25 protein-coding genes are annotated in these 26,729 nt (G+C 61.9%); 6 read left to right on the top strand and 19 right to left on the bottom strand.

Features of this window, described 5'->3' with window-relative positions:
* Positions 1-1,203 carry a 2-aminoethylphosphonate--pyruvate transaminase gene (locus tag IB263_RS21700; protein ID WP_060516642.1) on the bottom strand — a complete coding sequence of 401 codons (1,203 nt, stop codon included), beginning with the start codon at positions 1,201-1,203 and terminating at the stop codon, positions 1-3.
* A gap of 102 nt (positions 1,204-1,305) precedes the next feature.
* Positions 1,306-2,958, bottom strand: coding sequence for a Na/Pi cotransporter family protein (locus IB263_RS21695; protein WP_034794759.1), 1,653 nt, complete (start codon positions 2,956-2,958; stop codon positions 1,306-1,308).
* Positions 2,959-3,075: 117 nt separating this feature from the next.
* Between IB263_RS21695 and IB263_RS21690 the strand changes: the two genes are divergently transcribed.
* On the top strand, positions 3,076-3,951 hold the full coding sequence (locus tag IB263_RS21690; protein ID WP_034794762.1) for a LysR substrate-binding domain-containing protein: 876 nt from the start codon (positions 3,076-3,078) through the stop codon (positions 3,949-3,951).
* 27 nt (positions 3,952-3,978) lie between these two features.
* Here the strand turns inward: IB263_RS21690 and kduD are convergent, their stop codons facing one another.
* The 7 genes from kduD to IB263_RS21655 all read right to left on the bottom strand — a co-directional run bounded on the left by kduD (position 3,979) and on the right by IB263_RS21655 (position 11,812).
* Positions 3,979-4,743, bottom strand: coding sequence for a 2-dehydro-3-deoxy-D-gluconate 5-dehydrogenase KduD (gene kduD / locus IB263_RS21685; RefSeq protein WP_034794766.1), 765 nt, complete (start codon positions 4,741-4,743; stop codon positions 3,979-3,981).
* Positions 4,740-5,576, bottom strand: coding sequence for a 5-dehydro-4-deoxy-D-glucuronate isomerase (gene kduI / locus IB263_RS21680; RefSeq protein ID WP_060581367.1), 837 nt, complete (start codon positions 5,574-5,576; stop codon positions 4,740-4,742). The genes kduD and kduI overlap by 4 nt, the downstream gene beginning before the upstream one ends.
* A 37-nt stretch (positions 5,577-5,613) precedes the next feature.
* Positions 5,614-7,470, bottom strand: coding sequence for a DUF2264 domain-containing protein (locus tag IB263_RS21675; RefSeq protein ID WP_370689670.1), 1,857 nt, complete (start codon positions 7,468-7,470; stop codon positions 5,614-5,616).
* Positions 7,471-7,554: 84 nt separating this feature from the next.
* Positions 7,555-8,838, bottom strand: coding sequence for an ABC transporter substrate-binding protein (locus tag IB263_RS21670; protein ID WP_063894955.1), 1,284 nt, complete (start codon positions 8,836-8,838; stop codon positions 7,555-7,557).
* Positions 8,839-8,882: 44 nt separating this feature from the next.
* Positions 8,883-9,965: an ABC transporter ATP-binding protein gene (locus tag IB263_RS21665; protein WP_034794772.1), complete on the bottom strand. Its 1,083-nt coding sequence runs from the start codon at positions 9,963-9,965 to the stop codon at positions 8,883-8,885.
* A 34-nt stretch (positions 9,966-9,999) separates the two neighbouring features.
* Positions 10,000-10,893: a carbohydrate ABC transporter permease gene (locus IB263_RS21660; RefSeq protein WP_034794776.1), complete on the bottom strand. Its 894-nt coding sequence runs from the start codon at positions 10,891-10,893 to the stop codon at positions 10,000-10,002.
* Positions 10,886-11,812 carry a carbohydrate ABC transporter permease gene (locus IB263_RS21655; RefSeq protein WP_110819387.1) on the bottom strand — a complete coding sequence of 309 codons (927 nt, stop codon included), beginning with the start codon at positions 11,810-11,812 and terminating at the stop codon, positions 10,886-10,888. Before IB263_RS21655 ends, IB263_RS21660 begins: the two co-directional genes overlap by 8 nt.
* 143 nt (positions 11,813-11,955) lie before the next feature.
* On the opposite strand from IB263_RS21655, the gene IB263_RS21650 reads away from it, so the two are divergent.
* The 3 genes from IB263_RS21650 to IB263_RS34755 all read left to right on the top strand — a co-directional run bounded on the left by IB263_RS21650 (position 11,956) and on the right by IB263_RS34755 (position 14,830).
* Positions 11,956-13,146, top strand: coding sequence for a glycoside hydrolase family 88 protein (locus tag IB263_RS21650; protein WP_051659314.1), 1,191 nt, complete (start codon positions 11,956-11,958; stop codon positions 13,144-13,146).
* Between the two features lie 68 nt (positions 13,147-13,214).
* A complete protein-coding gene (locus tag IB263_RS21645) occupies positions 13,215-14,279 on the top strand; it encodes a LacI family DNA-binding transcriptional regulator (RefSeq protein WP_127890390.1) in 1,065 nt (354 codons plus the stop codon).
* Positions 14,280-14,530: 251 nt separating this feature from the next.
* Positions 14,531-14,830 (top strand): hypothetical protein, encoded by a 300-nt coding sequence (locus tag IB263_RS34755; protein ID WP_034794785.1) that lies wholly within the window; start codon positions 14,531-14,533, stop codon positions 14,828-14,830.
* A 92-nt stretch (positions 14,831-14,922) separates the two neighbouring features.
* Here IB263_RS34755 and doeB read toward each other — a convergent pair whose 3' ends face one another.
* The 10 genes from doeB to IB263_RS21595 all read right to left on the bottom strand — a co-directional run bounded on the left by doeB (position 14,923) and on the right by IB263_RS21595 (position 24,559).
* Positions 14,923-15,933 carry a N(2)-acetyl-L-2,4-diaminobutanoate deacetylase DoeB gene (gene doeB, locus IB263_RS21640; protein WP_034794788.1) on the bottom strand — a complete coding sequence of 337 codons (1,011 nt, stop codon included), beginning with the start codon at positions 15,931-15,933 and terminating at the stop codon, positions 14,923-14,925.
* A 3-nt stretch (positions 15,934-15,936) separates the two neighbouring features.
* On the bottom strand, positions 15,937-17,118 hold the full coding sequence (gene doeA / locus IB263_RS21635) for an ectoine hydrolase DoeA (RefSeq protein ID WP_060608010.1): 1,182 nt from the start codon (positions 17,116-17,118) through the stop codon (positions 15,937-15,939).
* A gap of 34 nt (positions 17,119-17,152) precedes the next feature.
* Entirely contained in the window at positions 17,153-18,145 is a 993-nt protein-coding gene (eutC, locus tag IB263_RS21630) for an ectoine utilization protein EutC (RefSeq protein WP_060608013.1), read from the bottom strand.
* Positions 18,142-19,143 carry a hydroxyectoine utilization dehydratase EutB gene (gene eutB / locus IB263_RS21625; protein ID WP_192438985.1) on the bottom strand — a complete coding sequence of 334 codons (1,002 nt, stop codon included), beginning with the start codon at positions 19,141-19,143 and terminating at the stop codon, positions 18,142-18,144. Before eutB ends, eutC begins: the two co-directional genes overlap by 4 nt.
* Positions 19,144-19,145: 2 nt before the next feature.
* Positions 19,146-19,922, bottom strand: coding sequence for an ectoine utilization protein EutA (gene eutA / locus IB263_RS21620; protein WP_371814174.1), 777 nt, complete (start codon positions 19,920-19,922; stop codon positions 19,146-19,148).
* Positions 19,922-20,584, bottom strand: a complete 663-nt coding sequence (ehuD, locus tag IB263_RS21615) for an ectoine/hydroxyectoine ABC transporter permease subunit EhuD (protein ID WP_034794801.1) — start codon at positions 20,582-20,584, stop codon at positions 19,922-19,924. Before ehuD ends, eutA begins: the two co-directional genes overlap by 1 nt.
* Before the next feature lie 2 nt (positions 20,585-20,586).
* Positions 20,587-21,246, bottom strand: a complete 660-nt coding sequence (gene ehuC / locus IB263_RS21610; RefSeq protein WP_110819382.1) for an ectoine/hydroxyectoine ABC transporter permease subunit EhuC — start codon at positions 21,244-21,246, stop codon at positions 20,587-20,589.
* Positions 21,247-21,314: 68 nt separating this feature from the next.
* The gene (gene ehuB / locus IB263_RS21605; protein ID WP_371814178.1) at positions 21,315-22,157 is read right to left on the bottom strand and encodes an ectoine/hydroxyectoine ABC transporter substrate-binding protein EhuB; all 843 of its coding nucleotides are present in this window, start codon (positions 22,155-22,157) and stop codon (positions 21,315-21,317) included.
* A gap of 72 nt (positions 22,158-22,229) precedes the next feature.
* Positions 22,230-23,015, bottom strand: a complete 786-nt coding sequence (ehuA, locus tag IB263_RS21600) for an ectoine/hydroxyectoine ABC transporter ATP-binding protein EhuA (protein WP_034794806.1) — start codon at positions 23,013-23,015, stop codon at positions 22,230-22,232.
* Between the two features lie 122 nt (positions 23,016-23,137).
* Complete coding sequence (locus IB263_RS21595) at positions 23,138-24,559, bottom strand: PLP-dependent aminotransferase family protein (RefSeq protein ID WP_226020914.1); 1,422 nt, start codon at positions 24,557-24,559, stop codon at positions 23,138-23,140.
* Positions 24,560-24,626: 67 nt separating this feature from the next.
* Here IB263_RS21595 and IB263_RS21590 point away from each other — a divergent pair, with 67 nt between their 5' ends.
* Both IB263_RS21590 and IB263_RS21585 read left to right on the top strand, forming a co-directional pair.
* Complete coding sequence (locus IB263_RS21590; protein ID WP_192438983.1) at positions 24,627-25,109, top strand: Lrp/AsnC family transcriptional regulator; 483 nt, start codon at positions 24,627-24,629, stop codon at positions 25,107-25,109.
* A 118-nt stretch (positions 25,110-25,227) separates the two neighbouring features.
* Positions 25,228-26,724, top strand: a complete 1,497-nt coding sequence (locus tag IB263_RS21585) for an NAD-dependent succinate-semialdehyde dehydrogenase (RefSeq protein ID WP_112985847.1) — start codon at positions 25,228-25,230, stop codon at positions 26,722-26,724.
* The last annotated feature ends 5 nt before the right edge of the window (positions 26,725-26,729 follow it).

Below are 26,729 nucleotides of genomic sequence, written 5' to 3'. Positions count from 1 at the left end.
TCAGGCAGCGAGACGGCGACGTTCTTCAAGGGCGACGGCCGGGGGAGCGGCGCTGTCGACACCCATTTCGGAGAGTGAGTTGCGGGCGGCCTCGACCACGCGGCGCATGACATGCTCGTCCATGCGACCGATGCAGCCGACGCGGAAACTGTCGACCACCGTCAGCTTACCCGGGTAGATGATGAAGCCTTTGTCCTTCATCAGGTCGTAGAAGCGGTCGAAGGCGAAGGCCGGGTGGGCCGGGCTGAAGAAGGTGACGATGATCGGCGACAGCCACTGGTCGGCAAGCAACGTCTCGAAACCGGCCTCGCGCATGCCGGCGACCATGACGTCGCGGTTGCGGGCATAACGGGCTCCGCGACCGGCGACACCGCCCTCTTCCCGATGCAGACGCAAGGCCTCCAGGAAAGCCGCGACAACGTGGGTCGGCGGCGTGAAGCGCCACTGGCCGGTCTTGTTCATGTAGTCCCACTGGGCATGCACATCGAGGCTGAGTGAATGGCTGCGCCCCTTGGCTGCCTCCAGTTCGCTCTTGCGGGCGATAACGAAGCCGAAGCCCGGCACACCCTCGATGCACTTGTTGGCGGAAGAAACGATCGCCTCGTAGCGGAAATCGCCGATACCGGCCGGCACTGCGCCGAAGGCGCTCATGGAGTCGACGAGCAACTTGCGACCGCGGGAATAGACTGTGTCGGAAATCTCCTTCAACGGGTTGAGGATGCCGGAGCTCGTTTCGCAATGGACGATCACGACATGGGTGATCCCAGGGTCGGCATCGAGCGCTGCTGCAACCTCCGGACCGCGTGGCGGCATGTAGTCGCCCTTGTCGATCGTCACATGGTCACGACCGAGATAGGAAAGCGTCTGGGCGATGCGCTTGCCATAGGCGCCGTTCATCAGCACCAGCACACGGCCGTCCTTCGGGACGAAGCTGCCGAGCATCGCCTCGACCGAAAACGAACCGCTGCCCTGCATCGGCACGCAATCGAACTCGCCTTTGGCATCGCCGGCAATCTCGAGCAGTTCCTGGCGAAGCTTGGCGGTCATTGCCCGGAAATCGCCATCCCAGGAACCCCAGTCCCGCAGCATGGCTTCCTTAACCCGATAGGCCGTGGTTAGCGGGCCGGGTGTCAAGAGATAGGGCTCGCCCAGCCTCGGTGTTTCCAGGGGCGCGATGGTTCTTTCAGAAGCGGTGTTTGGCATTGTCCGTCCTCGCGGTTGGCGTGTTCGAGAACGACAATGGGGCGGAAACATCTATCTGTAAAATCGTTCTTTTGTATCAATCTATCGTTTGAATTTATATGTCTAAGCAGCAGGCACGAGCCGGCTTTCCAGGAGGTCCCCGCTCTCGCGCAGGCGCGGATAGGCCATCGTCGTCACCAGCGAATTGACCTCCTTCAGCGCCCGAACGATCTCGAGATGCATGTCGCTCGACAGGATGCTGGTCGCGATGCCCTGCCGAAGCCGCTCCAGATGGCACTTGCTGCTTTCTTCGACCAGGCGACGCACATGTTCCTTCTGCCGAACCATTTCGCGCGCGATCACCGGGTCCGGGGAGACGAGAAGATTGGCCGCCAGCCTGACGTTGGAAGACACGGCCGCATGCAGCAAGGTGAGTTCACGCCATCCCTCCTGCGAGAAGGTCCCTGCGCCCGCAAGCCGCTCCTCGGCCATTTGCAGGAGGCTCTTTGCGACGACGTCTCCGGCATATTCGAGATGGATCGCTGCCTCGGTGAGTTCGATGCCGCGCCGCGATTGCTCTTCGGTCAGGATGCCGCGGTTGACGGCGGCGATGTAGAGCTTGATTGCGCTATGGGCCACGTGGATGTCGCCATCGATGCTTCTGAGCGCCTTGACCGCCTGCGGTGTCGGCGCGTGAATGACGGTCATGACGGGCTCCAGCATCCGGGCGATAAGATTGCCCATGTGCAACACCTCGCGTGCCGCGGCCGCCAGCGCCTGCGCCGGTTTGTCGATCAGCGCCGGGTCAAGCGCGCTGACATGAGCCGCACGATCATTGGCACCGGCGGCCTCCGGCATGAGCAACCGAACGAGGCGCGCCATCGGGCCGCAGAAAATCACCCCGACGAGAACCAGGGCAGCGTTGAAGAGCACATGCAGATTGACCAGCTTGCCGGCCACAGTCTCCCCAGGAAGCCAGTCGAACGGGGAATGCAGCGAAAAGAGTCCGAAGATCGCTGCGGCGAACAGGGCGCGGAAGAGGAGATTACCAAGCGGCAGGCGTCGGCCTTCGACCGGCAGACCGCGGGTCAGCCACAGCGCGATGAGCCCGCCGCCGATGTTGACGCCGAGCACCAGGGGAATGCCGACGTCCAGGGGCACGATGCCCTTCACGGCAAAGGTCAGGATCAGCAGGATCGCTGCCACGCTGGAGTGCAGCGCCCAAGTGAAGAAGGCGGCAAGGATCATCACGCTCAAGGCATCCTTGCCGACGAAAGCGACGACGGAAGGCAGCATCGGGCTCTGAGAGAGCGGCTGCGTCGCATGGCCGATCATCTGCAGCGAGAGCAGCAGCAGACCGATGCCGAGCACTGCACGCCCGGTCTCGACGGACTTGCGGGTCGATGCCTTCAGATGCGCAAGACCGCCAGCGGCGATCAGAAGCGGCGCCAGCCAATGCAAGTCGAAGGACAGGATCTTGACGACAAGCGCCGAGCCGAGATCGGCACCAAGCAGCACCGCCAGGCCGGTATCAAGCGCCAGCGCGCCGCTGACGGCAAAACCGGCGGCAAGCATGGCGACCGCCGTCGAGCTTTGCAGCGCAATGGCAACCGCGCAGCCGCAGATGGCCGCACGCGGTCGTCCACCGGCGCCACCGACGGTACGCGCGACGATGTCGCCTGCCGCCGCCTCAACACCTTTCTTCACGAGGCTGACGGCGTAGAGCAAGAGGACGGTGGCGGCGGCAAGCTCGAGGACGACGGCCGGGAGGTTCATGAGGCGCGCTCCGGATAGAGGTGGAATCCAAAAACTATCCGCGCCCGCTTTACATAAATCAAATCGTTCGTTTTAATCAAACTATCGTTCAAATCTATTCAAGAAGGCGTCGTACGCATGCGCTATGTCCAGCTCCGCGCCTTTCATAACGTGGCCATCCACGGCGGTTTCTCGCGTGCCGCCGAAGCGCTCTTCCTTACTCAGCCGGCAGTCTCGGATCAGGTGCGCAAGCTCGAGGAGGAATATGATGTCCTCCTCTTCAACCGGAACAAGAAGCAGGTGACGCTGACCCAGGCGGGCCAACAGCTCCTGGAAGTCACCCGCCGCATGTTCGACGTCGAGCAGCAGGCCCTGGATCTTTTGTCGGAATCACGGGCGCTGAGAGCGGGAAAACTACGGATCGTTGCCGATGCCGCCCATCACCTGCTGCATATCCTTGCCGCTTTCCGGCGCACCTATCCGACCGTCCAGGTGTCGATCGATTCCGGCAACACCGAAACCGTCATCACCAGCCTGCACGCCTATGAGGCAGACATCGGCGTTCTCGGCGAGATCCCGCAATCGAGCGACTTCGACATCCTGAAACTCAACTCCACGCCGATCATAGCCTTTGCGAGCCGTGACTATCCGCTGCAAGGCAAGAAAAAGGTGACTTTCGCTGAACTCGTGAAGCACCCCTTGGTCATGCGCGAGCAAGGCTCCAAGACCCGCCAAAAGCTCGAAACGATGTCGCAGCAATGTGGCGTGCAACTGACGCCGCTCATCGAAGCCGAAGGTCGTGAGGCGGTGCGCGAGATCGTCGCCGCCGGCGGCGGGGTCGGCTTCGTTTCGTCGGCGGAGTTCGGGCAAGACAGCCGCCTCATTCCCATCGAGATCGAAGCGCCCGAGATGCTGATGGACGAAGCACTCATCTGTTTGCGCGAGCGCAGCAACGGGAAACTGGTCAGCGCCTTTTTCGACATTGCCCGCAGGCTAACCTCTGCGCCGGCCTGATCGCTACCCGGACGGCAGCAACGCAATTTATCGCGCCAACCAGCCGCCATCAACCGGGACGACCGCGCCATGCATGTAGCGGGATGCCGGCGCCAAGAGAAAAACGGCAGCCTCGCCGATATCATCGGGCGTGCCCCAGCGACCGGCCGGGATGCGGTCAAGGATTGCCGCTGAGCGGTTCGCATCCGCGCGCAGCGCCTCGGTGTTGTTGGAGACGATGTAGCCAGGCGCGATCGCATTGACGTTGATGCCCTTGCTTGCCCATTCGTTGGCAAGGATGCGGGTAATGCCCAGCACTCCATGTTTTGAGGCCGTATAGGATGCGACACGAATGCCGCCCTGGAAGGATAACAACGAGGCGATATTGACGATGCGCCCGGCTCGCTTTTCGTCCAGGAGTTTTCGGCCATAGGCCTGGCAAAGAAGAAAGGCCGCCTTGAGATTGAGGTCGATCACGTCATCCCAGTCGGCCTCCGAGAGCTCGGTGGAGGCCGACCGACGAATGATGCCGGCATTGTTGACCAGTCCATCCAATGGGCCGCACTGTCCCCAGACGCGGTCAAGCAACGTTTTGACCGCCTCTCCATCGCTAAGATCGCAGGCAAACGGCTGGATCCGGCCGCCCGCCGCTTCGACCTTTTCGACTGTTTCGGCCATGGACGAGCGTCCGACCGCGACCACTTCGCCGCCAGCCCGGGCGACCGATACCGCGATGCCTTGGCCGATCCCGGTGTTGGCACCCGTAACCAGCACGCGCTTGCCGTCGAGGCTGAAGGCCGAGAGATCGCTCATCGCAACGTCTCCATCGGGACCGGGTCGGCGTCGGTGTAGTCGACATTGTCCCCCGCCATCGCCCAGATGAAGGCATAGCTGGAGGTGCCGCAACCGGAATGTATAGACCACACCGGCGACAGCACCGCCTCTTCGTTCGCCATCACGATATGGCGGGTTTCGGAAGGCTCTCCGAGAAAATGGAAAACCCGCGCCGGCTCCGGAAGGTCGAAATAGAGATAGACCTCCATGCGTCGATCATGGATGTGCGCCGGCATCGTGTTCCACACCGACCCTTCCTTCAGTTCCGTCATTCCGACGACCAGCTGGCAGGTCTCGATCCCATTGGTGAACTGAAAGATCGATCGTTCGTTCGATGTTTCCAGGCTGCCGAGATCGAGACGTTTCGCGCCCGCGATCGTCAAAAGCGCTGTCGGGTAAGTACGGTGCGCGGGGGCTGACAACAGATAGAACTTTGCCGGCTTCGACCGGTCGTCCGACGAGAACACCACGTCCGACCCCATGCCGACATAGATCATGTCACGGGGACCGAGCACATGGCTCTTTCCGGAAACGACGGCCCGCCCCGGCCCGCCGATGTTGACGGCAATCAGCTCGCGGCGCTCGAGAAACGTCTTCGTTCCCATCGGCTTGATGGCTTCGAGCGTCAGCTCCGCCTCGACCGGCATCGCCCCACCGATCACCATGCGGTCGTAATGGGTATAGGTGAGGTTGACGCGATCGCTCGCAAACAAACCGCCAATGTGGAAATTGTGACGCAGCTCGTCGGTTCCCATCGCTGCGGCAGCAAGCGGATCGATGGCGTGGCGGGATGTAAAATCGGGGATCGTCATATCAAGTCTTTCGGTCGTTGTGGCAGGATCGAGGATGTCAGAGCGGTACGCCGCGCATCAGCGTTACGGTTGTCCCCGTCTCGGACACGCGCCGTCGCAGCGCTCCGACGTCGGGTGCTGCAGGCAAGCGGGATAGTTTCCTTGTCCCCTCTGTCGCATCGGCCTGCGCAAGCACGGCGACGGCGAGCGTGCTGACGCCGACTGGAACAGTACCGCGCAATTGCGGAACCAAGGTTTTTGCGGAAACCAGGTTGGTGTTTGGGGCAGCGATATGGCAGCGGCCCTCCCGAGGGTTCGTCGAACCGATGTCGAGGATGGCTGACAGGTCCGTCGCCGTGGCAACGACAGCGCGGCCGGCACCCTGTTTGCAAACTTCGCCGGCGTCTCGCCCGACTGCAAAGCCGCCTTCGATCGTGGCGAGCGTCCGCGGCGTCTCGATGCGGTGAAGCCGAACCTGGAAATCGCCGTCCCAGTAAAGCCAGGTCTCGACCAAGACATCGGCGAAGGGCCGCCAACGCGCATAGAGAAGGTTGTTGGCGACGAGCGCCTCTTCGTTGGTTTCGCGCACGCGGAAATGCACGCCGTCATCGCTGAAGCCGATCATGGATTCGAGCACGGAATTGTCGAACCGCCAGAGATCGTTCTCGATGCTGAAGCCGTATCGCCCCGAATAGGCGAACTTCGCGTATTTCTCAGGCGCGAAGCGGATGAAGGTGTTCTCGGCGCTCGTGTGCTGGCCACAGGAGAGCGCAATGGCATCCCCTGCCGGATTGGCGATCAGGAAACCGATATGGCGCTGCGTGGAGACGGCGGATCGCTGTGGGCAGGCGTCCTCATCGCTCGCCCAGAACGGATGGTCCGCCGGCAGCATCAGCGGAAGGAAGGCCTTCAGCGCCCAATAGGGCGATTGCGCGGAATTGTACGGTTCCGACATGATGAGGTTGGGATAGGCGTAGCCGACGGGCATCACGCCATCGCGCGCGGCGAAGGGGCGCTTCGCCCACCAGCGCAGATGACGCAGGAAGTAACCCTTCTGTTGTCCGAAGGGGATCTCCTCGTCGCCTGCGAGCGCCATGGCGCCGAAGAGGCCGGCAATGGCAAAACGATAGGTCATCGAGCGACCGAAGCAGAGCGCCGGTCCGTCATCGGCAAACCATCTCGCCATGTCTCCGGCGATCAGTCGGGCCCGCTCCCGATACCTTTTCGTCCAGTCGCCGCCATCGAGGGCCGCCAGGATCAGGCCATAGAAGTGAAAGGCGAAGGGAATGTAGTGGTCGGCGCGGCGCGTATCCCCATCGTGATACCAGCCATCGCCGAGGTAGAACGCGTCGAGTTCCTGCCGGTACTGGTCGTCGAGTTCTCGATCACAATCGACCCCGACATGTCTCAAACCCATGCTGACGAGCAACCGGAAGAACTTCCAATTGTTGTCGCTATATTCGCAGGCATGGCCTTTGAGCAGATAGGCAACAACGTTTCGCCGTTCGGCCGTAGACAGGGGCGCCCAGAGCTTGTCTGGAACGAGCCTCAGTGCAAATCCGATCGCTGCGAGTTCCACGAGGCGCTGGCTGCGGTCGAACGGGTCGCCCCAGTATTCCGGATGGGCCGGATCACAGCCATTGGCAAGACCGCGCGCGATCGGCGTCCAATCGATCCACGTTGCGCCGCCGACCTCGGCCGGTGCCAGGCCCCAGAGCAGACGGGAATAGCCCTCCAAGTCGGCGGACGCCTGGTCGAAATGTGCCGCATGCGCATCCAGCCGGATGCGAGCGCCGCCGGCAGACCGATATTGTTCAACCGGCTCCACCAGCGCCTTGAGCGCGGCCTCGACATCGGCGCGGCTTTTGAGCGGATTGCCCGCCCACGGTTTAAACAGGGTTTCGGGGAAGATCATGTCGGTCATGCCAAAGGTTTCCGTTCGAACATTGCCGCGCGGGGGGATGACTTCCCGCGCGGCCCGGCAAAGTGGAGCGGATGCTCAGGCCTTGAGAATGCGGTCGGCCGATGAGACGAGTTCGTTGCCTGCTTCCGCCGGCGTCAGCTGGCCGAAGGCGACCTTGTCGGCGAGCGGCCGGAAGACGCGCTCGTCAAGTTCACCAGCACCGAGCGGCACGGCCGGCGGGTAGGTGCCGACGCGATCCGCAATGCCGTTGACATAGTCGACCGTCTTTTTCGCCGTGGCGTCGATCGAGGGAAGAACGGCGGTCTGCACGTCGGTGTTTACAGGCACGCCGCGCTCGACCTGAAGGATCTTGCCGGCCTCCAGGTCGTTGACGAAAAAGTCGATGAATTGCGCTGCGAGTTCCGGGTTCTTCGCGGTGCTTGCGATCGACCAGTGCAAGCCGGGGCGATAGAAAAGCCCGGAGGGACCATCCGCACTGCTGACCGGCAGCGACGTGATATCGAGCGTGCTCTTGGAGATCTTCTGGAAGGCAGGGAGCTGGTTTGAGAAGGCAATCGCGATGGCCGCGTTGCCGGTCGCCAGCGGGTTGCTGTCGACCAGCACCTTGTCGAGCGCTTGTATCTCGGCGGAGACGCAGCCGCCGTTCTTGGTGAGGCTCTCCCAATAGCCGAACCAATCGGCCGCATCGCTGGCCTCATAGCCGAGCTTTCCGGCTTCCGTGTAGAGCTTCTTGCCGCGCTGATGCAAAAACGCCTCGAAGGCGTATGTGTAGCGCGACGCGTTTCCAACCGCCCAGACGTTCTTCTTGCCTATTGCCTTGGTAAGGTCGATCGAGAACTTGGCGAAGTCGTCCCAGGTGGTTTTGGCCGAAGGCGGGATAAGCCCGGCTTTCGTGACCGCATCAGCGTCGTAGATCATGGCAAAGGCGTTCAGCGACAACGGCATACCGGTCACCTTGCCGTCGACCGTTCCAAGATCGAGCACACCTGGCACCAGCTTGTCCGTGCGGATGACCTTGCCGAGATAGTCGTTGAGCGGCAGGTTGGTGGACCGGCGGCTATAATCGGCAAAGCGGCTGGGCTCGAGCTGGAAAATGTCCGGGGCGTTCCCACCGGCGATCATCGTCGTCAGTTTGGCCCAGTAATCGCTCCCGCCCACTTCGCCGACGATCTTGGCGCCGGAATGCGCCGCCTCGAAGAGCTTGGCAACGCCAAGCGTGCGCTCGGCGCGGCTGGGTGTACCCCACCAATAAAGGCGCATGGAATCCTCCGCAAAGGCGCGGAACGCGGGCATCGTCGCGAGCGTGGCGCCGGCCCCGAAAAGCGCGGCGTTACGCAAAAAATGGCGTCTGTTGATCATGTTCTCCTCCTCCATGATTTGTTCCTTGAGATCTCTCTTTGCGATCAATGGCCGATGCGGTCGCCGGCCCCGTCGAACAGGTGGCAGTTTTCCGCGGCAATCCGGACGTCCAGCGTTGAGCCGGCAGTGATCGGGCGTTGGCCATCGAGAGCAACCGTCAGCGACTGCCCGTCGGTGAGCCGCCCGTAAACGATGGTCTGACCGCCGAGATGCTCGACATGGACGACCGTCAGCGCGCCAAGTTCGAGCCCGCCGGTCGCGTCGATACCGATATGTTCGGGCCGCAGGCCGAGGCTGACCTTTGTGCCAACCGCGATGCGCTCCTCGATCGGGAGCCGCGCAATTCTGCCGGCAACATCGATCGAGATACCGCCGTCGCGGATGTCGCGTGCGACGGCATCGAGGAAATTCATCTTGGGCGAGCCGATGAAGCCGGCGACGAAGCGGTTGGCGGGCCGGTTATAGATCTCGAGCGGCGTGCCGTGCTGTTCGATGACCCCGGCGCGCAAGACGACGATGCGGTCTGCAAGCGTCATTGCCTCCACCTGGTCATGGGTGACGTAGATCATCGTCGCGCCGATATCCTTGTGCAGCTTGGCTATCTCGACGCGCGTCTGGACGCGAAGCTCCGCATCGAGATTGGACAGCGGCTCGTCGAACAGGAAGATCTTCGGGTCGCGCACGATTGCCCTGCCGATCGCTACGCGCTGCCGCTGGCCGCCAGAGAGTTGCTTCGGCTTGCGGTCGAGCAGATGGGTAATCTGCAGGATGTCGGCGGCCTTGCGGACCCGCTTGTCGATCTCCGGCTTCGGCATCTTTGCCGTTTCGAGACCGAAGGACATGTTCTTGTAGACGCTCATATGCGGGTAGAGCGCATAGGACTGGAAGACCATGGCGATGCCGCGCTGGCTCGCCTCCTTCTCGTTCATGCGCTCGCCGCCGATGGAAAGTTCGCCGCCGCTGATCGGCTCGAGCCCCGCAATCATGCGCAAAAGGGTCGACTTGCCGCACCCCGATGGGCCGACGAAAACCACGAACTCTCCGGAGCCGATCGCCAGATCGACGCCGCGGATGATGTCGAGATTGCCAAAGCTCTTCTTGATCTTGCTCAAAGCCAGCGTCGTCATCGTTTCCGTCCCTATCTCTCAATTCCAGTTGGTGTCAGCGCTTCATGCCGGTTGTCGCGATGCCTTCGATCAGCAGTCGCTGGAACAGCATGAAGAGGATGAAGATTGGCAGCACCGTCAGCGTCGACATGGCAAAGAGCGAACCCCAGTCCGACGTCCCGGTGGAGTCGACGAAGGTGCGCAGACCGAGCTGGGCGGTGTATTTTTCGATGTCATTCAGGTAGATGAGCGGCGCAAAGAAATCGTCCCAGGTCCAGATGAACGAGAAGACGGCTGCCGTCGCCAACACCGGCGTTGAGAGCGGCAGGATCACCTTCAGAAAGATGCGCAGCGGGCCGCAACCATCCATGATGGCCGCCTCGTCAAGCTCGCGCGGGATGCCCCGGAAAAACTGCACCATCAGGAAGATGAAGAAGGCGTCGATCGCCAGGAATTTCGGCACCACCAGTGGCAGGATGGAGTTCACCCAGCCAAGCTTCAGGAACATCACATATTGCGGGATCAGCACCGCATGCTGCGGCATCATCAAGGTGCCGAGCATCAGTGTGAACCAGAAACCGCGCCCCTTGAAACGTAGGCGCGTGAAGGCATAGGCCGCCATCGAGCAGGAAATGAGGTTGCCGATGACGACGAGCAGCGAAATCACCAGCGAATTGAAGAACATCCAGCCAAAGCCGATACTCAAGCCGGTCCAGCCGCGGCGATAGGCATCGACTGTCGGGTCAGTCGGGATCAGCCCCGTCGAGGTGAAGATCTCGCTGTCCGGCTTGAACGAGCTCGCGACCATCCAGAGCAGCGGATAGAGCATGAGAAAGCTGACCGCGACGAGCAGCGCATAAAGCAGAGCACGTTTCCACGGGGATGTGCCAGATACGCCGGCGTCGGCGCGCGAAGCGATGGTGGTCGTCGAAAGAGCGGCATCAGTCATCGTAGTGAACCCAGTACCTGGCTGTCAGGAATGACATGGCGGTGAAGAAGGCGATGATGAGCACCAGGACCCAGGCCAGCGCCGAGGCATAGCCGAAGCGGAAATTGGTGAAGGCCTCCTGGTAGAGGTAGAGCGTGTAAAACAGCGTGGAGTCGATCGGACCGCCGGTTCCGTCGCTGATGACAAAGGCCGAGGTGAAGGCCTTGAAGGCATCGATCGTCAGGATCACGGCATTAAAGAAGATCACCGGCGTCAAAAGCGGCAAGGTGATCTTGAAGAACTGCCGGGCCTTGCTGGCGCCATCTATGCTTGCCGCCTCGTACATGTCCTGCGGGATCTGACGCAGACCGGCAAGAAAGATGATCATCGAGGATCCAAACTGCCAAACCGCCAGGAGAACGAGCGTATAAAGCGACGTCGAAGGGTTCGAGATCCAGCTTGGCCCTTCGAAACCGAACAACGCGTTAAGCGCCTGATTGAGTAATCCGTCGCCGGCAAACACCTGTCGCCACAGGACCGCCACGGCGACGCTGCCGCCGACCAGTGACGGCAGATAGAAGATCGCACGAAAGAGCGACAGGCCTTCAAGCCCCCGGTTCAGCGCCACTGCCACGGCAAGCGCAAATAGCAACTTCAAGGGAACCGACAGCAGCACGAAGGTGAAGGTCACGTTCATCGCCGTCCAGAAGCGCGGATCATCGGTCGCGATGCGCACGTAGTTCTCCGAGCCAACCCAGTTTGCTGCGCCAAGGCCGCTGTAGTCGGTCAGAGACAAATAGAACGAGGCGACAGCAGGCCCGAGCGTCAGCAGAAAAAAGCCGATAAGCCACGGCGTGATAAAGCCGTACCCGGCCAGGCTCTCTGCGAGCCTGAACCCGCTGCCGGCAGCCGGCCTTTCAGTTGTCCCTAATGTGGACATTGTATCTCTCTCCAGCGATGCCCGGCTCCTCCCGAGCATCCGACTCCTAGCGGTTAGAAATTTTCCCGTCAACAGAAAGTTTCGTAGTTGACGAAATTATCGTATTTGTGCGAAAACTTCACGAAACCAACGTGAGGCTTATCATGCGCATCGAACGAAACAGCTACTTCAACGCGGTCGAAATGGTTGGCAATCGCCCCAATCGCGAACGTCACCAGCAGGCTTTGGAACGCTGCATTGCCAAATTGCGCCAGACCATGCCGACAATCGGTCTGCGCAATCCGAAGATTGGCCTGCCGGATCAGACGTGGAGCTATTGCGGGCCCTTTGACTGGGTCGTGAGCTTTCACGCCGGCCAGCTCTGGCTTGCGCTGGAACTCACGGGCGATCCCAGCTTCCTGAACGCCGCCCGGGCCCGCCGCGCCATTTTTCGCGACATCTTGCGCCATCGCGATGCGCAAGACCACGATCTCGGCTTCCAGTTTTCTTTGAGCTGCGTTGCGGAGTGGCTGCTGACAGGCGACCAGGAGGCTCGCGATCTCGCTCTTGAAGCTGCGGCGAGGCTGCTTGAGCGCTATCGCCCGGATGCACGATATATCCAGGCCTGGAATGCTCGCTCGATCCACGGTGGCATTCGCTCCGAATTCGTCAATGGGCGCGTCATCGTCGATACGATGCAAAACCTCGCGCTGCTACACTGGGCCCACCGCGAGACCGGCCGCGGCGATTTTGCCGAAGCCGCCGATGGCCACGCCGAAACGACCCTGAAGCACCTGGTTCGCGCCGACGACACAAGCTTCCACACCTTCCTGTTCGACCCTTCAAGCGGTAAGCCCCTGCGCGGGGAGACCCATCAAGGATATGCGGATGATTCCTGCTGGTCACGCGGCCAGGCCTGGCTGATCCATGGCTATGCGCAGTGCGCGGCAACCACCGGCAACCCTCACTTCGCCGACGCCGCCAGACGTCTGGCTGCCAAGGCCGAAGCTCTGATGGGCGACGACGGCGTCCCCGTCTGGGACTATTCGGTTCCTGATGCCAAGTCAGCGCCCCGCGACAGTTCCGCCGGCGCGATCATGGCGGCCGGCATCTTCATCCTCGCCGGGCTTTGTGAACCGGAGGAGGCACAACGCTGGTACGCATTCGGCGATCGCCTGATCGGTGGCCTGCTCGACACTTGCGATCTGACGGGCGATCCCAAGGCCGAAGGGCTGCTCGCCCATGGCGCAGCCCATGCCAGCGCCGGCTATTCCGATGCGATGCTGCCCTACGGCGACTATTATTTCATGGAGGCGCTGATGCGTTCGCTTGGGCACACGCGCTTCTTCTGGTAGTGGACGATCATGACCATGCAGCCGCGATCAATCTCGCCCACTCCGGCCAGATAGGAACCTTCGTCGAAATGGATGACGAATCGAACGCCCCGACACTCAAGGACATCGCCGACGCCGCGGGCGTTTCGGTCGCGTCCGTATCGAAGGTGCTCAACAATCGCGGTGGCGTCGGCGACGAAAGCCGGCGCAAGATCCTCGACCATGCGGAGCGCCTGGGCTACCAGGTCCGGGCGGCCCGCTCGCTCATCCGCGCCGGCGTCGAGAGCACTGTGCTGGTGATGCCGGCACAGTTTTATGCCAGTTCGGCTTTCTACGAGGACGTGATCCAGGGCGTGCTTGCAGAGGCCAGCACAAGCTCGCTCAGGATCGACGTCAGGCTTGTCTCGCTGGATGCGGAGATCGCGATCAGCGAAATCTCTGACATTCTGCGCGACATCCGGCCGGGCGCCCTTGTCGTGCTCGGCATGGACCATCCCGTCATGATCGACAGGATTGTCGATAGCGGCATCCCGGCCGTCATCATCAACGGCATGGACCGGACGATGCGGCTCTCATGCGTGCTGCCCGACAACTGGTCTGCCGGCTGGCTCGCTGCACAAAGGTTACTTGCGGCCGGCCACCGCGAGATCGTGCACGTGACAATTCCCCACCGCCTGTCGCTACGCCGGCGCCTTGAAGGCTTCCGGATCGCGCTGGAGGAGGCCGGAATTGCCTTCGACGAAAACAGACACATCTTTGATCTCGGTCGCATGGGCCTGCAAGAGCCCGACACCACGCCGGCGATACGGCAGGCCATAAAGCAGGGGCGTTTCACCGACACAACCGCGTTCTTCTGCAGCACCGATCTAATCGCGATCAACGTCATGCAAGCTCTCGAAGCGAGTAGTCACTCGGTTCCGGAAGACTTCTCGATCATCGGGGTCGACGATATCGCGATCGCCCGGCACAGCCGCCCGCCGCTGACGACGATGCGGATCGACCGGGGTGAGCTTGGCCGTGCCGGCATCCAACTCCTGCTGGAACGGATCAACGACCCCGAAATCAATGTGCGCCGGGTCAATCTCGGCGTCCGCTTGGTTGAACGCTCCACAGTCGCCGTACCAAGGAGCAGCCCTCACGCGAAAAGAGCGTAAGAGGTAGCAGGATACGAAAGCGCCTCTGCCTGGCGCGCACCACGTTCGACGGACGAGACCTGTGTGTCGGGAGCGCGGAGCCGTAAAATGATGCGGTCAACCACACGGCCACTCTCAAGCGTGGCCGCACCTCACCTGCCATCGATGGATGGCCGCGTCACGCCCCACAAGCCATGTCACGCAACTGTCACGCGCAATAGATCAACGAGACTGCTAAGAAGTAGAAACGTTATCATTGCTCGAGTGGCAACATGCCCCGATACCTCTTTCATATTCACCTGTCCGGCAGGATCAGTCGCGATGACCATGGAGCGTTTCACGCCAATGACAGTCAGGCGGTGACCAATGGCAGGTCGATCGCCGACAAGATCGCTGAAGACGACAGGCACCGTAGCGTCATCGTGACTGTCGAACGAGCCGGCGGCGTCGTTCTGGCCCGCGTGACTGCCAGGAGAGCAATGCCACCCTGGCAATCTGCGAGTTCGAAATTCGAACACGCTTGGAGAGAACTGTCCGACCTTGACGTTAGCCAATTCCGCAGGGCGCGTTAGAAATCCTGGCCCTGTTTTATTGACGTCAGCGAGGCGTCCCCTTTCGGTTAGGGGATGGCTCGCACGCGACGGTCGCCGGTGGTCCATAAGCCCTATGCCGCGACAATAGTTGCGAGCACGCTGACGCAATCACCGGATTTGACGAGGCCGGGGAAATGGCGAGCGACGAGGATGCCGTCCATCTTTGCCCGTATGTTCAGCGGTTCGTCGCCTGTACGGCCGATCGGATAGATGCGGGCGACGATTTCCCCGCTCCTCACCTGGTCGCCGAGATCGACGAACGGTTCAACAAGGCCGCCGTTCTCGGCAAAGCAAAAGCAGTTGCCGTCGGGCATGTCGAGCCACGTGGTTTCGCCGCTTTCGACTGCCCCTTTCAAGATACCTGCCGCCTTCAGCACGTTGGAAACGCCCGCCTTGGCGATACGCGCGCTCCTGGCCGTCGCCGTGCCGCCACCGCCGAGCTCGGTGGTGATGAAGACCTTGCCCATCTCCTCCGCCGCCGTGTCGTACATGCCGACGGCATCGATCTCCAGCATCTTCATCGACCATGGGGCGCCGAAGGCCCTGACGAGTTCGAAGGATTTTTCCTCCTGTGCCTTGTCTGGCAGCACATGGGCGGCGCAGAAAGGCAGAAAGTCGAGCGTCTTTCCGCCTGAATGAAAGTCGAGCACGATCTCGGCAAGCGGTAACAGCGTGCGCTGGAAATAGTCCGCGATCTTCTGGGTGACCGTGCCGTCCGGCGCGCCTGGAAAGCTGCGGTTCATGTTGCCCTTGTCGATCGGCGAGGTGCGGGTGCCGGCCAAAAAGGCCGGATAGTTCATCGCCGGCACGATGATGACGCGGCCCGTGACGTCATCGGCCTTCAGCGTGCGGGCGAGATCGAAGAGCGCAATCGGGCCCTCATACTCATCGCCGTGGTTGCCGCCGGTGAGAAGGGCCGTCGGGCCCTCCCCGTTCTTCACGACTGTCACCGGGATCATCACCGAGCCCCAGGCGGAATCGTCGCGGCTGTGAGGCAGACGCAGGAAACCATGCTGAACGCCCTCGGCCGAAAAATCGACCGTAGAACTGATCGGCGAAGGACGAAGGTTGATTTCCCGCATGGCTCAATCCTTCACGAGCAGTTTGCGCGGCACGTTGGCGAGGCACTCGACACCGCTCTCGGTGATCAGGATGCTTTCCGTGGTCTCAAAACCCATGTCCTCGAGCCAGAGGCCCGTCATGAAGTGGAAAGTCATGCCGGGTTTGAGTTCGCTGCGGTCACCTGGACGCAGGCTCATCGTGCGCTCGCCCCAGTCCGGCGGATAGGAAACGCCGATGCCGTAGCCTGTGCGATTGTCCTTCACGATGCCGTACTTCTTCAGCACGGCGAAGAAAGCGTTTGCGATATCCTCGCAGGTATTGCCGGGCCGTGCCTTTTCGAGGCCTGCCTCCATGCCTTCCAGCGTCGCCTTCTCGGCATCGAGGAACGCCTGTGTCGGCTTGCCGAGAAAGACGGTGCGCGACAGCGGCACGTGATAACGGTGGTAGCAGCCGGCAATCTCGAAGAACGTACCTTCGCCTCTCTTCATCGGCCGGTCGTCCCAGGTCAGGTGCGGCGCGGAAGCCTCCACGCCCGAAGGCAACAGCGGCACGATTGCTGGATAATCGCCGCCGATGCCATCGACCCCTCGGGTACCGGCATCGTAAATCTCCGCGACCAGATCGCATTTGCGCATGCCGACCGCGATCTTGTCGAAGATGCGTTCATGCATCTTTTCGACGATCCTTGCGGCGTTGCGCATGTAGCGGATTTCGGCCTCGCTCTTGACCGCGCGCTGCCAGTTGACGAGTGCGGTCGCATCGATGAAACGCGCATTCGGCAGATGCTTCACTAGTGAAGCGAAGGCGGCGGCGGAGAACCAGTAATTATCCATCTCCACGCCGATCGTCAGCTTGTCGAGGCCCCGTTCGGCGATCTTGGCCGAGAGGTAATCCATCGGGTGGCGTTCGGTGGACTGCACATAGTGGTCCGGATAGCCGACAATGTTCTCGTGTTTGAGGTAGGCGGTGAATTTGGCGCCGTTGGCATCCTGGCCGCGTCCGTACCATATGGGCTCGCCCGTCGGCGGCACGACGACGCATTGGTGCACGTAGAAAGACCAGCCGTCATAGCCGGTCAGCCAGTTCATGTTCGACGGATCGCTGACGATCAGCACGTCGATGCCCTTGGCTTCCATCGCTTTTCGCGTTTTTTGAAGACGCGTTTCATACTCCGGAAGTGAGAACTTCAGGTTCGCTTGTTTCATCGGTTTTTCCTCTATACCCGGCGAAAAGCCGGTCTCAACTCTCGAAGATCGTACCGGCGCCCGCCATTGCCGCGCGGGCGCCAGCAAGCGTAGCTATGGCCGTGTCCTGAATGCCCGTGCCGGTAAGGTCCGCCACGGTGATCTGCTCGGGGCCGCTGCGGCCCGGTTTGCGCCCGGCGACGATCTCGCCGAGTTCGGGGAAGATCGTATCCTCCGTCACGAGGCCCGCTTCGATGGCATGATGCAATTCGCCGAGCCTGCGCGTCTGCTTCAGGCTATCGGCGACATAGAGGCCGGCGGTGGCGACAATGGCGGGTTCGATCTCGTTTTTGTGCTCGGCGTCCGACCCCATGGCCGTGACATGCTGGCCAGGCTGGAGCCATTCGGCCCGAAGCACCGGTGTTTCGGAAGGCGTGGTGGTGACGATGATCTCCGCACCATCGACAGCCGCCCGGCCGTCGGCCTCCGCCCGAACCGGAAAGCCGAGCTTCACCGTCAAGTCCGCAGCGACGGCCTCGGCTTTAGCAGCATCTCTCGCCCAGATGCGCGCTTCGCGGATCGGCCGCACCAGGCTTAAGGCCTCTAGCTGCAACCTTGCCTGCATGCCGGCGCCGAAGATGGCGGCAACCGCGGCATCCGCGCGCGAAAGTTTTCGAGCCGCGACCGCGCCGGCCGCCGCTGTGCGCACATCCGTCAGGTAACCGTTGTCGAGCAGGACGGCCTCTACCAGGCCGGTCTTCGCCGAAAGCAGCACCATCAGGCCGTTGGTGCTCTGCAGGCCGATCTTCGGATTATTGAAGAAGCCGGGGCTGATCTTGATGGCGAAACCATCGAGACCGGGCACGTAAGCCGTCTTAACATCGACCTCACCGCGCTCTTCAGGGATGTCGAGCCTCAGGATCGGCGGCATCGCCACCGCTTTGGTGGCAAGCGCGTGAAACGCCCCTTCGACGCAGGCAATGGCATCGAGATCGAGCGGAACGATACGCCTGAGTTCCGCCTCGGTAAGAATTCTCATCGTCGTCATGCCGCGGCCTCCGCTAGCGGATCGACCCCGCCATTGATGACCCGTCGATGCAGGTCCATGTCGATATTGCGGCCGGAGAGGATGACCGCCACCGGCCCCTCCAGCCGGCCAAACCGGCGGGAAAGCAAGGCCGCGATGCCGACGGCCCCTGCCCCCTCGATCACCTCGCGCTCTTGGGAATACGCATGCCGCATACCGGCCGCGATCTCGGCTTCAGACAGCAAGATCACGTCGTCGAGCAGCGCGCGGCACATTTCGAAGGTCACGGCGTTATCAAGGCCGATGCCGCCACCGAGGGAATCGGCAAGGCTTGCCACCTCCTCGACTTGCACCGGCCGCCCTGCGTTAAGGCTCGCCTTCATTGCCGCGCCCCGTTCCATCGTAAGGCCGATGACGCGGGTCTTCGGTGACCGCCCTTTCACGGCCGCGGCGACACCGGCCGCAAGCCCACCGCCGGAAAGCGGCACAAAAACCGTCGCCACATCCGGCATTGCCTCGACGATCTCCAGACCGAGCGTGCCCTGCCCGGCAACGACCGTTCGATTATCGAAGGGTGGCACCATGACGAGACCCTCTTCAGCCACCAGCCGATCCACCTCAAGCTGGGCTTCGTCCTGCGATTTGCCGACGATCAGGACATTGGCCCCAAGCCTTCGGATGTCCGACACCTTGTTGTTGGGCACGAGTTTGGACACGCAGATTGTCGCGACTGATCCTGCGGCCTTGGCGGCATGGGCGAGCGCCCGGCCGTGATTGCCGGTCGAGGCGGCGACGACACCCCTCGCCCGCTCTTCCGACGTCAGCGAGAGCACGGCATTCGTGGCGCCGCGGAGCTTGAAGCTGCCTGTCGTCTGGTGGTGCTCAAGCTTCAGGCCGACGGGCACACCGAAGCGTTCGCAAAGCGAAGCGGAAAGCACGAATGGCGTATTCAAGACCCGGCCCTTTATGCGCCGCGCCGCCTGTTCGATATCCGTCACTGTTACGGGAAGGTTCGACATCGCTAGCGGTCCAAATAGGCAAGTGTCATGAGTTGCCCGAGATCCGGCCGTGCCGTCTCATTGCCGCAGAGGCGCAGGCAGGCCCAGGCGGTGGCGAGATTGCTGGTAACGACCGGCTTGCCGATGACGGCCTCGATCTCGGCCGCGACGCCTGCCGCGCGCACCGCCGTACACGATATGAAAAGCGCGTCGCTGTCTGGCGCCGTCGCTTGCTTCGCAAAGGCGACGATTTCGTCCGGAGAAATGCGCGCCATCTCCCGGTCGTCATCAAGACCGAGGCAAGTGAAACGGGCGATGTCGAAGCCAAGCGACACGAAATAGTTAGCCATCGGCTCGCTGGTCTCGATCGTGTAGGGCGTCAGTACGGAAATCCGCTTGGCACCGAACGCCTTGAGGCCAGAGGCCGCCGCCGCAGTCGGCGTGACGACGGAAGCACTTGGCTTGGCCGCATGGACCGCCGCCTTGACTTGCGCGTCGCCGATGACGACGGACGCGGAGGTGCAGGAATACATGACGATGTCTAGAGGTTCTTCCGGCAGGATCAGTGCGGCCGCTGATGTCAGCGAGGGCTGCATGGCGCGCAAGTTCTCCGGCGTCACCGGGTTCGCGTAGGGAATGCGCGTCGCATAGACGCCAATCTGCTCGCTTGCAACCATGCGATGGAAGTCCACTTCCGTGGTGTGGTCGGTCGCAAGGATGATCAGGCCGATGCGCTTGTCGAGCGGACGCTCATCCAGCTTCGGCATGCGCGAGGAAAGTGTAAGATCGACCGCTCGCATCAGCGCTCCTCCACTTGGGCGTATCGTTCTTCCAGCCAGCGCAGGAAGACGACGGAGATCAGGCTCATGATCAGGAAGAAGACCCCGACCAGCGTCATCGGCTCGATGTAGCGATAGCTGCTGTTGGCCACGCTTTTCGCCTGGTTCATCAGTTCGAGCACTGTGATGGCGGAAAGGAGCGGTGTCTCCTTGAACATGGCGATCAGATAGTTGGCCAGCGCCGGGATCATCGGCGGGATCGCCTGTGGCAGGATGACGTGGACCCAGGTCTGGCGGCCGGTGAGGTTCGTCGCCTTGGCCGCCTCCCATTGGCCGCGCGGCACGTTCTCGATACCGGCGCGGTAGACCTCCGCCGCATAGGTGCCATAGTGGAGCCCAAGGCCGATGATGCCGGCGAGCATTGCCGGCAGGCGAACGCCAATATCCGGCAACACGAAGAAGATGAAGTAGAGCTGGACCAGGAGCGGCGTGCCGCGAATGAACTCCACGATGAAGCCCGTGACCTTCGCAATCGGCTTAGGCGCGGTCATGCGCAGGATGGCAAAGACGAGGCCGATGATGGCAGCGAGTGCCGCGCCGAAAACGGTTGCCAATATGGTGATCTTCAGACCCTCAAGCAGGGTCGGCATGATTTCCCAAACGAAATTCCAGTCCCATTCCATCGTCAGGTCCTCACGCCATCAAGGCCGCGTGTTACCCGGCGTTCCAGCCAGCGCATGCCGTTGGAGATGGCGAGTGCCATCAGGAAGTAGAGCACGAGAATCGTTGCGAAAGGAACGAGCGTGCTGCCGGTCTGGGCGCGGACCACCTGGGCCTGAAAGGTCATGTCGGTGAGCGAGATCAGCGACACGACGGCCGTACCCTTCAAGAGCTCGATCGCGTTGTTGCAGAAGGTCGGAAGCATCAGCGGCAGGGCCTGCGGAAAGACAACGTAACGCATCGACTGATAGCGCGAGAGATTGAGCGCTATGCAGGCCTCGCGTTGCTCGCGGCCGATCGCTTTGACCGCGCCGCGCACGACCTCCGCCCCATAAGCTCCCACGTTCAGTCCCAGCGCCAGTACGCCGGCCTGAAGCGGCGACAAGGTGACGCCGGCGAATGGCAGCACGAAGTAGACCCAGAACAGCTGGACGAAGATCGACGTGCCGCGGAAAAACTCGATATAGGTGGTGGCAAGCGCGCGAACCACGAAAATGCGGCTGACGCGCCCAAGACCCGCGACGAATGCCATGACGAGCGCGAGCAATGAGCCGAGCACGGTAAGCTCAAGCGTCACGAGCGCGCCTTCAAGGATCAGCCCTATGTAGCCGGACCAGTCGGTCATCGTTCTTCCATATACGAGGGAGCGGACTGCCTCTCCCCGGTTTGGGAAGAGGCCCGATTGCTGCGGCCTTACTTTGCGGCGCAGAGCTTTTCGCGGGTCGTCGACATCGCGGCCGCGGCAGAGAAGCCATAGGGTTCGATGATCTTGGCAAACTCGCCCGACTGCTTGAGCTTTGCGAGTTCCACGTCGAAGGCATCGCGCAAGGCTTCCTCGCCCTTCTTGAAGGCCGCGCCGTCGCAATAGACCGGCGCGCCTTCAACCGGCGCCACGACTTCGACACTGGGGTCGTTCGCCTTGGCGACAAGAGCGTTGATGGAAAGCACCGGCAGCGAATAGACGTCGATACGGCCGTCCTGCAGCATCTTCAGGCCGCTCTGGCCATCCGGAACGACAATGACACGATCGCGCGGCACGCCGGCTTCGAGCGCGAGCCTTTCTTCCGTACCGCCACCTGGCGCGCCGATCTTGGCGTCCGGGTTGTCGGCGATATCCTTGTAGCTCTTGAGCTTCAGCGGGTTGCCCTTTTTCAGCGCGAAGGCTTCGGCGTCACAAAGGATCGGTTCTGAATAGGCAACCGCGTTGCAACGTTCCGGCTTCATGAAGAGGCCGGCAGTGATGACATCATGACGGCCGGCCTGAAGACCCGGGATCATCGCGCCATATTCCGAGATCGAGGCGACGATGTCTTCGACACCGAGGCGCTTGAAGACCTCACGCGCGACGTCCGGAGCTGCACCAGAAACTTTGCCGTCGGCGGCAACTGCCGTGAAGGGCGGTTCGTTGGCGATGGCGACACGGGCGAAACCCTGTTCCTTCAGTTCCTCAAGCTTGCCGTCGGCCCAGGCTGGCGCTGCGGCAACCATTGCCGTGAGGGCGCCCGCGCTGGCGGTTATGGTCAAATAGGTTCTCATGCTCATAGTTGCGAACTCCTCTGGCTGTCCCGGGTTTTTGTTTGGAGCCTTGTTTCCGGGCGGCAAAGCCGCTCAGACGCGGTGCCCTGCCGCGATGATCTTGCGCAGGAAGGTCTGCGTGCGTTCCTGCTTGGGCGTGCGGAAAATCTCGTCCGGCTTGCCCTCCTCGACGATCTTGCCGCGGTCGAAAAAGAGAATGCGATCGGCAAAATCATGGGCGAAACCCATCTCATGCGTGACGAGCAGCATGGTCATGTCTGTTTCGACCGCAAGCTTGCGCATGACATTCAGCACTTCTTCGACCAGTTCCGGGTCGAGTGCCGAGGTCACCTCGTCAAACAGCATGATCTTTGGCGAAAGAGCCAGCGCCCGGGCGATCGCAACGCGCTGCTTCTGTCCGCCGGACAATTGCGCGGGCATGCTCTTTGCCTTGTCGGCCATGCCCACCATGTCGAGAAGCTCCATCGCCCGCTTCTCCGCCGCGGCCTTCGCCATGCCTTTCGTCAGCATCGGCGCGAGCGTGACATTGTCGAGCACGCATTTGTGCGGGAAGAGATTGAAGTGCTGGAAGACCATGCCGATCTTCTCGCGCATCTTGTGCAGATGGCGGTCGTCGGCCGGCGCGAGGCTGCCGTTCTTCGGCATATGATATAGCTGGTCGCCGTCGACCTCGATATGGCCGCCGCTGATCGCCTCCAATGTCATGAGAATGCGCAGGATCGTTGTCTTGCCCGATCCGGAGGGACCGATAAGCGCCAGCTTTTCACCCGGCAGCACGTCCATCGACAAACCGTCGAGTACGGTCAAGGGACCGTAGCGTTTGGTGATGTTGTCGATGCGGATGATCGGCGCTGCCATGCATGTCTCTCCCTATTGAGACAAGTGATGGAGCAACGATGCGCGGCAAACAAAATCATGTCAATGTCAATAATAATATCAGTACAATTATTCTGACATCGCCCATTTGCAAGGCAGTTCACTCAAATCGCGAGCAACAGCGCTTCTGGATTTCCGCTGGCGAGTGAGGCGAGAATGCCAAGTCCGGTGCGCAATTCCTGCTCGGTGGTCGAGCCGAGCGAAATGCGCACCGCCGGCTGCCAACCCTGGTCGGCCGTGCGGAACGAAGAGCCGGGCGCAATAGCGACACCGCGCAGACGCGCCTGGGATACGAAACCTTCCTCCGCATGCCCTTCCGGTAAGGGTAGCCACACATGCAGGCTCTGCGGATGGCTATAATAGGGCAAGCCCGCAAGCGCATCCTCGGCGATCGCGTGACGAACGCCAAGTGCCCGGCGCTGCCAATTGACGAGTTCCATCGCCGTGCCGTCGCTGACCCAAAGTGTTGCGATCTCGGCGATTGAAGGCGTCGCCATCCAGTTGGAGACGAGATGGCGGTTGGCAACCGCTGCGACATAGCGATCCGGAGCGGCAAGATAGCCGATGCGCAGGCCCGGTACCGTGATCTTTGTGAAGCTGGTGACGTAGAGGGTGCGCTCCGGCGCATAGGCCGCAATCGGCGGCGCCCGACCTTCCACAAGCGGCCCCAGGATGTCGTTCTCGATGATCGCGATATCGTGGCGTCGCGCGACCTCGGCAAGCGCCTGCCGGCGCTCAGGCCCCATCAACGCCGCGGTCGGATTGATCACCGAGGGCTGGAGAAAGACGGCGCGGATGACGCCGGTGCGGCAAGCTTCATCCAACGCCTCGGGGATCATGCCTTCGCGATCGATCGGCAAGCCCTCGAGATGAAGGCCAAGGTAGCTGGAAAGCGGCACGAGCGTGTGGTGGCTGATCGCCTCGGTCGCAACGGTCGAGCCCGGCGGAGCGACGCTCATCAGCGCCACTGTCATGCCTGAGGTTGCGCCATTCGTCAGACTGATATTGAGGGGCGATACATCGAGACCGCACCGCGACAGCCACTCGGCCGCGACGGTGCGATGGCGCGGGAAAACCATATTCGGCCGGAAGGAAAGCGCCGAACTTGACGGCAGGTTCTCCGCCAGCCACCCGAAGGCTGCGCGCATGCGCTCCAGATGGAGTTGCTCGCACACAGGTTTCAGGATCGAGAGATCCACCAGTTCGCCAAGACGCTCCGGCAGGTAGGGCGGCTCAGGCTCCTTCGGCCTTGTCTGCACGAAGGAACCTCGACCAATTTCTCCGGAAATGAGCCCTCGTCGGATCAGTTCGTCGTAGGCGCGGCTGACGGTTTGCACGGAAAGTTTCAGGTCGTCGGCGAGCTTGCGATGCGGCAGTAGGCGCGTCCCGTTCGGCAGATGCCCTTCCTGGATGGCGCGGGCGATCTGCTCGGCGAGGGAGAGATAGGCCGGCCGGCGCAACTGGGATATGTCGGGTCGCCAATTTGTCATGATTTCGACAGTGCTCAAAATCAGTTCAATTGACAATGCCAAAATGGTTTCCCATTGTCTTTTCCTCCGCTTTGACACGATCCCCGCCCGGAGGGCGCCCCGAATGAAACTCGACGCCATCGACCTGCGTATCCTGGAGGCGATCCAGCAGAACGGACGCATCACCAAGCTGGCGCTGGCGGAACGGGCGGGTCTCTCACCAACGCCCTGCTGGCTGCGCCTGCGCAAGCTGGAAAAGGCCGGCATCGTCACGGGATATCACGCGCGTGTTGCGGTGCGACGCGTTGCGCCTGTTGCCAGCGTGATGATGGAGGTGACGCTCGCCAATCATCGGCAGGTGGATTTCGAACGCTTCGAACGGGCTGTCGCGACAACGCCCGAAATCGTGGCCTGCTGGTCGGTCGGCGGTGGCGTCGATTACATCCTGAAGATCGTGGCGCGTGATATCGATGCGTACCAGCGCCTTGTCGACAGCCTGCTTGACCGTGAGCTCGGCATCGACCGCTACTTCACCTACATCGTCACCAAGACGGTGAAGGAGGAGACCGTGCTTCCACTCGAGACGTTGCTTCCCCCTTCCGATTAGAGAGATTGTCTACGGCCGGGCCAATCTTTAGCCAAAGTCTCTGACGTCCACCCCGGCAATGGACAATCTGTCCCTCGCCCTCTGGCAGACTTCCTCCAGACACCAAGAGGAGGCTGCCATGACCGCCGTATTTGCCCGCACGACCTTTCACGACGCGCTTGCCCGCCTTGCCGATCCGCACCTCTTAAGGGAGCTCTCCTATGTCGGTGGGCGCTGGATTGCTAGCCGCGACGGCGCAAGCTTCAAGGTGACGGACCCTGCCTCGTCGGCGACGCTTGCCTGGGTCGCAGCCCTTGGTGCCGATGAGGCCGCAGAAGCCATCTCGGCGGCGAGTGACGCACTGCCCGCCTGGCGCAGCATGCTGCCGCAGCAGCGTTCCGCGATTCTTCGCAAGTGGCACGACCTGATACTGGAGGCGCGCGAGGACCTTGCGCTCTTGATGACGCTGGAACAGGGCAAACCACTCGCCGAATCGCGCGGTGAAATCGACTACGCGGCCTCCTTCGTCGAATGGTACGCGGAGGAAGGAAAGCGGCTGAATGCGGAAAGCGTCACCAGCCATCTGCCCGGAGCCGAAATGATCGTGCGGCGCGAGGCGCTGGGTGTCGTCGGGATCGTGACGCCGTGGAACTTCCCCTCAGCCATGATCACCCGGAAGGCCGCAGCTGCCCTTGCCGCCGGCTGCACGGTCGTTGCGCATCCCTCCAGCGAAACGCCGCTTTCAGCGCTCGCCCTTGCCGAACTTGGCGAGCGGGCTGGGCTTCCCGCGGGCGCCTTCAATGTGGTGACCGGCGATGCCGCCACGATCGTCGGCCGCATGAATGCCGATCCGCGTATTCGCGCCATGAGCTTCACCGGCTCGACGCAAATCGGCAAGCTGATTGCGGGCCAGTGCGCTGACACCATGAAGCGGATGGTGATGGAGCTCGGTGGCCATGCACCATTGATCGTCTTTGCCGATGCCGACATCGAGAAGGCTGCCGACATCGCAATGGCGGCGAAGTTCGCCACATCCGGGCAGGATTGCCTCGCCGCCAACCGCATTTATGTCGAGCGCCCTGCACTTGCGGACTTCACGCGGGCCTTCAAGGCTCGCATCGAAGCGCTGAAGGTTGCCTCGGGCCTCGAACCAGACGCCGAGATCGGCCCCCTGATGCACGAGCGTGCCATCGCCAAGGTGGAAGAACAGGTCGCCGATGCGCTGAAGCGCGGCGCAAAGCTGCTGGCGGGCGGCAAGCGCCACAAGACAGGCGCTCTGTTCTTCGAGCCCACCCTTTTGACGGATGTACCGGACGATGCGCTGATCATGCGTGAGGAGACCTTCGGCCCGGTTGCCGCGGTCACCGCCTTCGACAGCGAGACCGAAGTAGTCGCCCGGGCAAACGACACCGAGTACGGCCTCGTCGCCTATGTCGTCACCGAAAACGGAGCGCGCCAGATGCGTCTTGCACGGGCTTTGGAGTACGGGATGGTCGCGATCAATCGGGTGAAAATCACCGGTGGACCGATCCCCTTCGGCGGCTGGAAACAGTCGGGCCTTGGCCGCGAAGGCTCCCGCCACGGCATCGAGGCCTTCACCGAACTCAAATATCTCTGCATCGATACGGCCGCCTGAGCGCA

Origin of the sequence: Ensifer sp. ENS03, assembly GCF_014852035.1 — a bacterium.
Classification (GTDB): Bacteria; Pseudomonadota; Alphaproteobacteria; order Rhizobiales; family Rhizobiaceae; genus Ensifer; species Ensifer adhaerens.
Note: the sequence above shows the minus strand (reverse complement) of the source record. Positions and strands in the feature narration are given on the sequence as shown.